This window comes from Acinetobacter sp. ANC 4973 (assembly GCF_002135275.1).
Taxonomy (GTDB): Bacteria; Pseudomonadota; Gammaproteobacteria; order Pseudomonadales; family Moraxellaceae; genus Acinetobacter; species Acinetobacter kyonggiensis.
Map to the genome: position 1 here is coordinate 591605 of NZ_NEGM01000001.1, position 11874 is coordinate 603478.

Genomic DNA, 11874 nt, shown 5'->3' on the forward strand with positions numbered 1-11874 from the left:
AACTTTACCATTATTATTCAAATACTTAAAAATCTAGCCAATGGGTCACGTAAGTCATTTTTTTCTAATGCAATAGATGCCCTATCAACGATCTCTTCACGCAATTCATCTGGTGCTATAATCTGAATTAAATGCGCATTTCTCATAAACCAATCCATACAACTTTTTGTAATTATGCTTCGAACACTTAGCTCATAATGTTGACTCTCTAAATGAATAATGGTCTGATTTTCCCCTATCGGGTTTCTTTCAAGCTCTTCCAACAACTCCTCCTGAAAAACAAAAAACAGCTCCAATTCTTCCCTATCAAAAAAAGCATCTTCAAACTCACGCTCTTCAACCAAGTCGTCAACATCATAGGGATCAATATTTACTGAAATTTTTTCTGGAATAATTTTAACTTCAGTAAAATTCAGCATATTAAATGTACGTAACTCACTTTTTCCTTTGATAATTTTGCTAGCAATTAAAAATTGTTTATCGCCATAGTGAATAATTCCATGAGGCTTCAATACATATGATTGGCTATCAGAATGATTTTCTTTCCTATATTGAACTTCAAGCCAAATATCATCTTCTAAGATCGCTTGATAAATTATTTTGATTTCTTTTGAATCATAATGACTATTTTTATTTTGACTATAACCAGACGGCACAAAACGAAAACGAGATTGCCAATTATCTAAACGAGTATCTTTTGTTAATTGCTGTGTTGCTGCATCAAAAAAGCCTTTTACATTTTGCTGAATATCGTATGGCAAATATTCGCTTAAATAATTATTTGCCATAACCAAAATCAAAGCTAACTCAGAATTAAACTGTTCAATGAAAGCATCTTGGCTTAATTGATATTTTTTTGCTTTTCTACCTTTACCATCAGTTACAGAAAGTTCTCCAGTTGAAAGTAAACTGGGAATGAGTTCTAAATCTCTCTGTATTGCTTTAGTTAATGATTTTTCTTCTATGTCATCACCATAACAATGACGTACTTGCTCTTTAAACGCTTCTATTGTTAAAGCCGATCTGGGTACACGTGGTAAAACACTATAAATTTTTAATACACGGCTTACGAGGTTTACATTTTTCTTATCCATGACTGCTATTCTGTTCATTTATGTTTCAATTAAGAATAACAGTTTTAAAAGACATTCAATGTCTTACAAACAAAATATCAAAAACCTCCAATTGGAGGTTTTTTTAATCTTTATTTTAATTTAAGCGATTCAGCAATAGTGCGAGATGTTTACCAAATCGAGCCGCTGTTTCCAAATCCCCTTCAGGTGGCGTGACCTCAGCAGGTGCGTTATCGGACTGGGTCATTAAGCCCAAAAAACTCGACATACGGTTAATATCTTGCGCGCTACGCCCCGTAGGCATAAAAGGTAAACCTGCCCACAACATGCCATGCTGCATGGCAAACAAATTGATTTGCTGCAAAACAGCCAACTTATCACCACTTAAACCACCGCCATTGGTAAAACCAGCTGCAAGCTTGCCCTGCCATGTTCGAGCCAACCAACGTTTAGAAGATTGCTCCATAAATTGCTTCAAGGCTGAGGTCAGACTTCCCATGTAAGTGGGACAACCCAAAACAATCGCATCGGCTTGGTCTAGTATCTCCCAATTCACATGTTCAATGTTCATGCAATGTACATCTATACCCGCTTGCTCAGCCCCTTGAGCAATAAAAGATGCAACCTTTGCAGTATGTCCATATGGGCTGTGATAAACGATGGCAAGAGATTTTGAAGATAAAGACATATCAATAAAAACAGTAAATTTTAATGAAGTTTAACAGTTTCAAGCCATAAACACGAATGTTGCCATGCGTCCTGTTTTTGCTTCACGGCGGTAGGAAAAATATTCGTCCGTTTGTCGATAGCTACACTGATCGCCACCGAGTACCGTTTCAATACCCTGTTGTTTCAAAATATAACGCGCAATCGCATACAAGTCAGCATAAAACTTACCCACTTTTTCACTACCTTGAAAAGCAGTTTCTAATTCTGGATATTTAGCACAAAAAACCAATTTTACTTCTGCACCAATTTCAAAGTTCGGCTGACTAATTGCTGCACCCAGCCATGCCCAAGTCGGCTGACTTTGCATCGTAGTAATGGTGTTCTCAACAATCCCTTGCGCTAAACCGCGCCAACCAGCATGTAAATTGGCAACTTCAGTGCCATCTGCATTTCCCAGCACCACAGGTAAACAATCCGCAGTCATCATCATCAAAGCATGGGCTTTACGCTGAGTAACCAGACCATCCCCTTCTAATGCTGCAAACGGAATTTCTTCATTAATCGTATGACAAATGGTGCTGTGGGTTTGCATCATCCACGTCATTTTATTAACGCCAAAATCTGCAAACTCTTGCAGCAAAGCCATGCGATGCTGTTGTACACGCTTTGCATCATCACCGACATGCAATGCCAAGTTAAATCCGACAAGCTCAGGTTGAGCAGAAGATTGAGCTTTTGCATGATGCACTCGTGTCTGCCCAACATATACACCTGATGGAAGTCCTTGAACAAATTGCATGTCTATTTCCTTACTCTTCACCAAACATCAAAGTAACTTAGTACGCTTTATTTTCACTGCGTAATACTTCAACCAATTGAGCGAAGTCATCTGGCCAAGGTGCTTCAAACATCATTTCCTCACCCGAACGCGGATGAACTAATCCAAGTTTTGCTGCATGTAAAGCTTGGCGTTTAAAAGCACGTAAAGTGTCACCCAATAACTCTGAAGCACCCGCAGGTACACGTACACGGTTCATGTACACTTGGTCGCCAACCAAACCAAAGCCAATATAGCTAAAATGAACACGAATTTGATGGGTACGACCAGTTTCCAAACGTGCTTGAACACGCGTGAAATGCTGGAAACGCTCTTTCACGTTGTAGTGAGTGACTGCATCCTTACCACCTGGCAAGATCTTCATTTTAACGCGATCGACAGGATGACGTTTAATTGGTTCATCAATGGTTCCACCTGCAATAATATTGCCGTAAACAATTAAGTCATAAACACGATAAACCGTTTTCTTCGCCAATTGCTTGCTGAGCGAAAATTGTGCTTCTAAGTTTTTAGCCACCACCAGCAAACCACTGGTGTCTTTATCAATACGGTGTACTAAGCCGGCACGGGTCAATTCCGCTGACTTAGGATAATGGTAAAGTAATGCATTCACCAATGTACCTGAGCTGTTACCAGCGCCTGGGTGTACAACCATACCAATCGGTTTGTTCACCACCATAATATCGTCGTCTTCATACACGATATTAAGTGGAATATTTTCAGGTAAGCTCTTAGTTTGAACTTCGAGTTCAACATCAAGGGTTAAAAGTTCATTGCCTTCACATTTATACTTTGGCTTAACGCTGTTACCATTTGCCAACAAATGGCCTTCTTTTAGCCACTGTTTCAATTTTTCACGCGAAAAATCGCTCCAGATTATCGCTGCGACTTGGTCGATACGTTGTCCTAAATAGCTTTCATCCAATTGAAATTGCAACGATAAACGTGTTGCAGTTGAGTCTGAAGTATGGTTATCTGCATCCTCAGAATCTTCAAGTAAATTGAAATCAGTTTCAGGTAAATTAGAGTTAGAAGATTGTGCTTGACTCATTTGCTCATTCAGACAAAAGTGGTTTAATAGCGCAATTGTAGCTCATTGCCAGTACTAACAGAGGAATTTTTATGTCGTTACCACGTTATAAAATGACAATGCTTGCTTTATCTTTAGGCGTTGCAACGGCAATAGTAGGCTGTAGCAGTAATCCGAAGAAAGAAATTGTGGATACAGGACCACAATCTAGCGAGCAAGTTTATATTCAAAAAGCAGAAAAAGCGCTCGAACGTGGGCAATATACCGATGCTGCAACGCATCTAGAAGCTTTAGACACCTATTACCCTACAGGTGACTACGCACAGCAAGCTCAATTAGAATTATTGTATGTTAAATTCCAACAAAAAGATTATGAAGGTGCAATTGCACTGGCTGAACGTTTTATTCGTTTAAATCCACAACATCCAAATGTGGACTATGCTTACTATGTTCGTGGTGTCGCGAATATGGAACAGAACTATGATGGCTTATTACGTTACACCTCATTAAAACAAGCACACCGTGATGTCAGCTATTTAAAAGTAGCCTATCAAAACTTTGTTGATTTCATTCGTCGCTTCCCATCTAGCACTTATGCTGTAGATGCAGCACAACGGATGAAATTTATTGGCAATGAATTGGCTGAAAGTGAAATGAATGCGGCACGTTTTAACATTAAGCGTAAAGCATGGTTAGCCGCTGTTGAGCGCTCTCAATGGGTGATTGAACATTTCCCTCAAACCCCTCAAGTACCTGAAGCTTTAGCCACGATTGCCTATGGTTATGACAAATTAGGTGATCAAGCCACTTCAAAACAATATATTGAAGTGTTAAAGCTAAATTATCCAAACTTAGTCAAATCTGATGGTAGCGTGAATCTTCGTGCTGCACGCAGTGAAGGCAGCTGGTTGAACCGTGCAACTTTAGGTGTTTTCGGACGTGAAGCTCAAACATCAACGAATACAGAACAAAATCAAAGTTCTGACGATACTCAAAAACCGAGTATCACCAATCGTTTAAGTTTTGGTTTACTCGATCGTCCACAAGCAGAAAGCAACATTCCAGCACCGAAACAAGAAATGCCAAAAGAAACACCAGCAACTGAATAAGCCAAGCTTATTGTTCGCATTTTCATGAAGGGCAAGTTATCATACTTGCCCTTTTGTTATTTTAACTGATCATATTGATCATTTTGTGCAAAAGGTATACAAATTAACCTTTAACTGCTTGCGCACTTTCATTCTGCGTAAATTCTGACCTCTGATTCGTCAGTCATTTTTAATAGATAGATCTCAACTCGACTGCATACGTATGGCTATTCCTCAACACACGATTGATCAAATATTAGATCGCACAGATATTGTCGATCTGATTGGTCAGCGCGTGAAACTTAAGAAAACAGGTCGCACCTATTCTGGTTGCTGCCCTTTTCATCAGGAAAAATCACCATCGTTTCATGTTTATCGCGACAAACAATATTTCCATTGCTTTGGCTGCCAAGCCAACGGCAATGCCATTCGCTTTTTAATGGACATTGACGGACGTAATTTTGTCGATGTAATGAAGGATCTTTCTAGCCAAACAGGTATCGAGTTACCGAAAGACAATCAAGATTCAAAACGCCTCTCTTATAAGCGCGAAATCAAAAAACCGGTCAGCGTTCAAGCAACTCCCGCAGCTATAGTAGAGCAACCTGCGCCAAATGTTGCTTTTAGCAGTAACGACCCTTTTGAAGAATTTCAAAATGATGCCTATTCAGAGCAACATTTTAATCATAACGATCCTTTTGCCGCATTTGAACAATTTGATCCGATTGATCAAAACACGGTTCAAGATGGCAACCTATACGATTTATTGGAAAATATTGCGCTGTATTATGCGCAGCAATTACCCCACAGTCAGACCGCACAACAATACTTTAAACAACGTGGCTTAAGTATAGAAACCATTCAATACTGGCGTTTAGGCTATGCCCCTGAAGATTGGCAGCATTTGGAAAAAGCATTTCCTTATGACATTGAAGGCTTAAGACAACTGGGACTCATTCGTACCAGCGACAAAGGTCGAGACTTCGATTTACTGCGTGATCGAGTCATCTTTCCCATTCGGGATCCCAAAGGTCGCGTAGTCGGTTTTGGTGGTCGTGCGCTGAATGATGAAATCAAACCCAAATATATTAACTCACCCGATTCTGAAGTGTTCCACAAAAACCAACTGCTATATGGTTTATATGAAGGACGCAAACAAAAAGCGCACGATTGGTTAATGGTTGAAGGCTACATGGATGTAATTGCTTTACAGCAATATGGCATCTATGGCGCGGTTGCAACACTGGGAACCGCCAGTAATACTGAACATCTAAATATTTTATTTAAGCAAAATAATCGTATTACCATTGCTTTCGATGGTGATGCTGCTGGGCAAAAAGCAGCAAGACGAACTTTGGAAATTGCCTTACCTTTACTCAATGATGGTCGCGAACTTAAGTTTTTCGTACTCCCTAATGATCACGATCCAGACTCTTTAATTCGTCGTGAAGGTTTAGAAAGCTTTCAACGGATGTTACAAACTGCGCCTTTATTGTCCGAGTTTATTTTTGCGCATTTAACTCAGAATCATAACAGCACATCACCTGAAGGTAAAAGTCAGGTGATGGGTGAGTTAAAACAGCTCACTGAACTATTACCCAAACATGGTTCTTATCGTTATTTACTACAGCAATATTTCCGTGAAAAGCTTGGCTATAGCCGCAAATGGCAACCGCAAGTCAACAACGATGCATCCTTAAGCTTTAGCACCAAAATTGATGCTGAGGAATATGTGATTGCGATTTTAATGAATCACCCCTATCTTTATATTCACTTTGAACCCCTACGTGCTTTAATTTCACACAATCAATTATTATTTAAAATTTTAAATATTTTTAATACGATTTTTGATGATTTACCCGATGATACAGAGCTATCTCAGTATTATGTTCTAGGTGCATGTGCCAACTTTCACCACGACTTACAGCACATTTTACCTCAAGCCAATATCAGTGATTACACCTCATCACCTGAGCAAGCCGACAAACTTGCTGAAGATTTTTCTATTAAATTACAATACCAATGCTTACAACAAAAAATTAAATCGAAAAAATTTACCAGCATTGCTGAAATGAGAAATTTAAAACATCAAATTTATGAAATTGATAAAAAAAGATCACTGACACTTTTAGACGATTAAATTTTAATTTTTGAATAAATAGATCACATAATCTCAATACGGTAATGCATTAAACTTATTTTGATATTACAAAAATATTTAGAATACTTGACTGGCGACATGAATGTCGCTCGTTAGTCAGTGATTACAGGGACATACCATCTGACAAATAAAGGGTTTTGTTACTTTTGAACCATCAAAAGGAAGGCATCGCCTACACAAAATCTTTTTAACCTTTCACAACAATATGAGGCACTATAAATATCAACCTTAATTTATTTTAGTGCTTTGCCTTACGACGCTTGGCTACCACATCTTGCAAATCTTCCTGCAACATTTCAAAATATGCAGGATCTTCCACTTTCGCTGCTTCACGCAATAAAATAGAAGTTGGGTGCAATAATTTTTGCGTTAAGCGATGAGAAAATTCCTGTAAAACCTGCTCAGCATTTTCACCATTGGCCATTCGCATCATCGCTAAAGCCAATTCTTCTTGTCTTAATACTTCACCTTGCGCACGGTAAGCATGAATTGTACCACCCGCTTTTTTAACTTTTTGTTGGGTCAGCAACTCTGTTGCCAACTGATTCACCATGACTTCTGCTTCAACAGCCGCTTGGCGACGTTGTGCAAGATTGTCATCAATCACACTTTGTAAATCGTCAACACCATATAAATATACGCCATCTAAAGATTTAACTTTAGGCTCAATATCACGCGGTACAGCCAAATCCACCAAAAGCATTTGTTGATAACGCCGTTTTTTTAAGGCGATTTTAACATCAGCATAAGAGATCACTTGGTGCAAACTTCCAGTACAACTAGAAATCACATCTGCACGGTATAAGTTTTCTGCCAACGCTGAAAAATCAATGATTTCCACATCAACTCGATGAGCGATTTCTTGCGCCAAAGTTTCAGCACGTGCGGCTGTACGATTGCAAATTAAAACTTTACCCACACCCATTTCTGCCAAATGCTTCGCCACCAAGCTATTCATTTCACCCGCAGCAACCACCATGACCGTCAGCTTTTCAGGCTTACTAAACACCTGTAAAGCCAGCTGAGCAACCGCATAACCCATGGAAACTGCATGACTCCCCACAGCCGTTTCCGAACGCACCCGCTTGGCTGCATAAAAAGCATATTCAAAAATTCGGTTTAAACGAGGAGAAACAGTATGTGCATCTTTAGCCAAAGAAAGAGCAGACTTCACTTGCCCTAAAATTTGCGGTTCACCCAACATTAAGGAATCAAGCCCACTGGCAACACGCATCAAATGTGTTACAGCTTGCGCATTTTCATAACGATATACATGATTAAACAATTGTTTAACATCTATGCCATTTGCTTGGGCGAGCCAATTCATTACCATATCCGCATTATCAGACATGGCATAAACTTCAGTTCGATTACATGTAGAAACCACAACCATGTCATTTAAGTCACGGTTTTGGCTTTGCTCTGCAAGTAATTGCGTTAACTTTTCAGGGTTAAATGCAACTTGCTCACGCAGCTCTACAGAAGCGGTTTGATGGTTGACACCCAATGCAAAGAAAGACATATCAGATCATCATTTCGCTAAATTTATGCTATTGTGCAATATTGGTGTCATAAAAAGCATTACTTGGATCAAGAAAAATTGCGTCAAACAAACAGCCGAATAAACGGCGCGACAATTAAGCAATATTCTACCACATTCTTACTTGTGGGTAGCATGGCTTCTAGTGTTCATATTAGAGCATCTGGAGAAATTTATCATGCCAATTCAAATTATAATGCCATAAAACAAAGCATGATTGCCGAATTTGCACTGACCTACCATGACATACCAACAGCATTACACAACTATACTGTGCTTGCAATTAAAAGCAATTCTACCACGGTGAAACAGCGGGCTTTAAATGTCGCATTAGAACAAAATGACCTCAGAGCTGCACTGGATATTGCCACCCATTGGGTGGTTCAAGAACCTACAGATGTCCCCGCTTTATTTTATCTTTCACATATTGCCCTCAAAGCACATGAGTATGAACTGGCATCTGAAACACTGGATAAAATTTTAAATATTGACCCCGATGCAGACTTAGAAAAGATTTTGGTCGGTATCGCTCCTGAAGAACCTGAAGATCGAGAATTTTTACTCGACGCTTTACGCAAAAGCAAAGAAAGAGACAACCCTTCAGTCTTGGTGCTGATTGCAGGTTTAGAAGCTCAACATGGACAGCTAGAACAAGCACTCGTCACGGTAAATCGTGCACTCAAAAAACGCCCTAAAGTGACGGGTTTTATTTTAATGAAAGCCAATTTACTCAGTGCTTTAGGCAACGACGAAGAAACGCTGAAATGGTATAACAAAGCCAGCCAAAAACATAAATCTAATTTAGAAGTTCGCTTAGCTGAAGTTAAATATCTGATTAAAATCAATCAATCTAAACAAGCACTGGATAAACTCGAAAACATTTTACAGAAATGGCCACATGAAGATGAAGCACTGTTTATTGCAGGCTTAACCAGTATTGATTTAGAAGAATATGAGAAAGCTGAAAAGTTCTTGGTTGAGCTACGCTATTCCGCACAATATCAAAATGAAGCCTATTATTATTTGGCGGTCAATGCTGAAAGAAAGCAACATTTTGAAACAGCAAAAGCCTATTATCGTTTGGTGGATGGCAGCTTATATACCGTTTCACGCCGCAATATGATTAATATTTTTTCCGAGCAAGACAAACTCAGCGATGCTTTACGTTTTTTAACCCAAGAACGGGTCAATTACCCACAACAAGCCAGCTTTCTTTATCAAGCGCAAGCCGACATTTTAAAAAGAATGGGCAACAAAAAAGCGGCTATGCGTTTATTAGATGAAGCGATAAAAAACGTGCCTGATGATCCTGAACTAATCTATTCGGAAGTTCTATTACTCGACCCCTATCAAGACAAAGATAAACTTGATAAATTATTGAAAAAACTATTAGAAATCGAACCCAATAGTCCAACCTATCTGAATGCTTATGCCTACACACTGGCTTTACAAAACAGACGTTTAGATGAAGCACGGCAGTATGTTGAACACGCATTGGAATTCGCACCAGACCAAGCTTCAATTTTAGATACACTCGGCTATATTACATTTTTACAAAATGACTTTAAAACCTCGGCTCTGGTTTTGGAAAAAGCCTATGAAATTAGCCAAAATATCAACATTGGTGTGCGTTATGCAAAATCGTTATACATGCAAGGCGATCTAACAAAATTTAATCATGTGTTACAACAATTACAAAAAAAACATCCTAATGATCCTCAATTAGAACAATTGAAGTCGCTATTGTTACCGCCACACATGAAAAAGAGTTAATACACTTTATGCATATTTTTTCAAAATTCAGCTTAACCTTAATTGCAACAAGCACACTCATTCTGACGGGTTGTCAACAATATACCCAGCCTCAAGGGCCAAACGTAGCTCAAACACCTGAAGCTGCAAACAACTTCAACCTTCAGGGTAAAATCGGGGTGAAAACACCAGGGCAATCTGGCAGTGCCTTTTTCACGTGGGTACAACAACAAGATGAGTTTGATATTGAATTAAGCGGAATTTTAGGTGTTGGTAAAACGCAAATATCGGGCAAACCCGGTGAAGTCAGCCTAAATAGCTCTAAAACAGGGCTCATTGAAGCCGAAACAGCTGAAGAACTGCTTGAACGCGCCACGGGTTGGCAAGCACCAATCACCCATTTAGTCGATTGGGTTCAAGCTAAACCTGCAACAACACAAGTTAAAATCAACAAAGATGACCTGAATCGTCCAACCCAATTTTTGGAAGACGGCTGGACAGTTGATTTAAGTTATAATGACCAAGCCCAATTGCCAAACAAACTAATTTTGAAGCAAGCACTTGAGTCGGGTCAAGAAAATCGTATTACAATGATTATTCAAAATCGCTAAGTCTTAAAAGTTCAAAACGCTATGATTCGTGTCCCCTCTCCTGCCAAGCTCAATCTTTTTTTGCATATCACAGGTCGTCGTGATGATGGTTATCATGAATTGCAAACTATTTTTCAACTGATAGACTTAAACGACTGGCTAGAATTCACTCAAACAGATGACTTGCAAATTTCAATTGATGGCTTAAATAGCGTCGACCTAGAACAAAACTTAATCTACAAAGCCACACAAATCTTGAAACCCTATGCTCAAAAAATAACAGGGCTGTCTATTCACGTAGAAAAGAACATTCCTATGGGTGCAGGACTCGGAGGGGGTTCTTCAAATGCGGCAACGACGCTTATTGTGGTCAATCAACTGTGGCAATGCGGTTTAAGTATTGAACAATTGGCTGAGTTGGGTGTCAAACTCGGTGCGGACGTCCCTATTTTTGTTTATGGCCGCAATGCATGGGCTGAAGGCATTGGTGAACACTTAACATTCATAGACTTGGAACAAAAAAAATACATCGTGTTAAAACCTGATTGTTTTATCAGCACTCAATTGCTTTTTTCGCAAAAAACATTGACAAGAAACACGAAGACCTCTACATTTTGCGCCTATCAGTTAACACCATTTAATTTTGGAAATAACTTTGAGCCTTTAGCGAGAAGCCTATATCCAGAAGTGAATGAAGCGATGCAGTATTTAGACCAGTTCGGTATTGCAAAACTTACAGGTACAGGTGCTTGTGTTTTTACTGAAGTAACTAGCGACATGAATATTGATGAGATTTTAGCACATTCGCCTTGTAAAGCTTACTTGGTTAATGGTTTAAATGAATCACCAGTACATCATTTCAAGGTTATATGATAGGGGCGTCGCCAAGTGGTAAGGCACCGGGTTTTGATCTCGGCATCCGTTGGTTCGAATCCAGCCGCCCCTGCCATCATTTCATCTGTAGATTACTGTATTAGGGGCGTCGCCAAGTGGTAAGGCACCGGGTTTTGATCTCGGCATCCGTTGGTTCGAATCCAGCCGCCCCTGCCATTTAAACTTATTGTTTAAATCAATTTACAGTGATCAAATTTAGGGGCGTCGCCAAGTGGTAAGGCACCGGGTTTTGATCTCGG

Annotated in this window: 10 protein-coding genes and 2 tRNA genes; 7 read left to right on the forward strand and 5 right to left on the reverse strand. The window is 39.4% G+C overall.

What is annotated here, in order from left to right; all coding sequences use genetic code 11:
* Positions 1–17: 17 nt before the first annotated feature.
* From B9T30_RS02915 to rluD, 4 genes are all read right to left on the reverse strand, one after another.
* A complete protein-coding gene (locus B9T30_RS02915; protein ID WP_171264106.1) occupies positions 18–1094 on the reverse strand; it encodes a helix-turn-helix transcriptional regulator in 1077 nt (358 codons plus the stop codon).
* Between the two features lie 115 nt (positions 1095–1209).
* Positions 1210–1761: a flavodoxin family protein gene (locus B9T30_RS02920; protein WP_086183683.1), complete on the reverse strand. Its 552-nt coding sequence runs from the start codon at positions 1759–1761 to the stop codon at positions 1210–1212.
* 39 nt (positions 1762–1800) lie between these two features.
* Entirely contained in the window at positions 1801–2541 is a 741-nt protein-coding gene (gene pgeF / locus B9T30_RS02925) for a peptidoglycan editing factor PgeF (protein ID WP_086183684.1), read from the reverse strand.
* Positions 2542–2578: 37 nt separating this feature from the next.
* Entirely contained in the window at positions 2579–3631 is a 1053-nt protein-coding gene (gene rluD, locus B9T30_RS02930) for a 23S rRNA pseudouridine(1911/1915/1917) synthase RluD (protein ID WP_086183685.1), read from the reverse strand.
* A 71-nt stretch (positions 3632–3702) separates the two neighbouring features.
* Here rluD and B9T30_RS02935 point away from each other — a divergent pair, with 71 nt between their 5' ends.
* Together B9T30_RS02935 and B9T30_RS02940 are read left to right on the forward strand one after the other, a co-directional pair.
* A complete protein-coding gene (locus B9T30_RS02935) occupies positions 3703–4719 on the forward strand; it encodes an outer membrane protein assembly factor BamD (RefSeq protein WP_086183686.1) in 1017 nt (338 codons plus the stop codon).
* 202 nt (positions 4720–4921) lie between these two features.
* On the forward strand, positions 4922–6838 hold the full coding sequence (locus tag B9T30_RS02940) for a DNA primase (protein WP_086183687.1): 1917 nt from the start codon (positions 4922–4924) through the stop codon (positions 6836–6838).
* Positions 6839–7097: 259 nt separating this feature from the next.
* Here B9T30_RS02940 and hemA read toward each other — a convergent pair whose 3' ends face one another.
* Positions 7098–8381, reverse strand: a complete 1284-nt coding sequence (gene hemA / locus B9T30_RS02945) for a glutamyl-tRNA reductase (RefSeq protein ID WP_086183688.1) — start codon at positions 8379–8381, stop codon at positions 7098–7100.
* A 78-nt stretch (positions 8382–8459) separates the two neighbouring features.
* Between hemA and B9T30_RS02950 the strand changes: the two genes are divergently transcribed.
* From B9T30_RS02950 to B9T30_RS02970, 5 genes are all read left to right on the forward strand, one after another.
* Positions 8460–10172: a hypothetical protein gene (locus B9T30_RS02950; protein ID WP_086183715.1), complete on the forward strand. Its 1713-nt coding sequence runs from the start codon at positions 8460–8462 to the stop codon at positions 10170–10172.
* Positions 10173–10180: 8 nt separating this feature from the next.
* On the forward strand, positions 10181–10762 hold the full coding sequence (gene lolB / locus B9T30_RS02955; protein WP_086183689.1) for a lipoprotein insertase outer membrane protein LolB: 582 nt from the start codon (positions 10181–10183) through the stop codon (positions 10760–10762).
* A gap of 21 nt (positions 10763–10783) precedes the next feature.
* A complete protein-coding gene (gene ispE, locus B9T30_RS02960; protein ID WP_086183690.1) occupies positions 10784–11614 on the forward strand; it encodes a 4-(cytidine 5'-diphospho)-2-C-methyl-D-erythritol kinase in 831 nt (276 codons plus the stop codon).
* A 1-nt stretch (position 11615) separates the two neighbouring features.
* Positions 11616–11690, forward strand: a tRNA-Gln gene (locus B9T30_RS02965).
* Between the two features lie 26 nt (positions 11691–11716).
* Positions 11717–11791, forward strand: a tRNA-Gln gene (locus B9T30_RS02970).
* Positions 11792–11874: the final 83 nt, after the last annotated feature.

Bases quoted from the DNA above. Each gene is read 5' to 3' on its own strand.
- hemA (WP_086183688.1), bottom strand. From the start codon at position 8,381: ATGTCTTTCTTTGCATTGGGTGTCAACCATCAAACCGCTTCTGTAGAG.
- rluD (WP_086183685.1), bottom strand. From the start codon at position 3,631: ATGAGTCAAGCACAATCTTCTAACTCTAATTTACCTGAAACTGATTTC.
- lolB (WP_086183689.1), top strand. From the start codon at position 10,181: ATGCATATTTTTTCAAAATTCAGCTTAACCTTAATTGCAACAAGCACA.
- B9T30_RS02940 (WP_086183687.1), top strand. From the start codon at position 4,922: ATGGCTATTCCTCAACACACGATTGATCAAATATTAGATCGCACAGAT.
- pgeF (WP_086183684.1), bottom strand. From the start codon at position 2,541: ATGCAATTTGTTCAAGGACTTCCATCAGGTGTATATGTTGGGCAGACA.
- B9T30_RS02935 (WP_086183686.1), top strand. From the start codon at position 3,703: ATGTCGTTACCACGTTATAAAATGACAATGCTTGCTTTATCTTTAGGC.
- B9T30_RS02920 (WP_086183683.1), bottom strand. From the start codon at position 1,761: ATGTCTTTATCTTCAAAATCTCTTGCCATCGTTTATCACAGCCCATAT.
- ispE (WP_086183690.1), top strand. From the start codon at position 10,784: ATGATTCGTGTCCCCTCTCCTGCCAAGCTCAATCTTTTTTTGCATATC.
- B9T30_RS02915 (WP_171264106.1), bottom strand. From the start codon at position 1,094: ATGGATAAGAAAAATGTAAACCTCGTAAGCCGTGTATTAAAAATTTAT.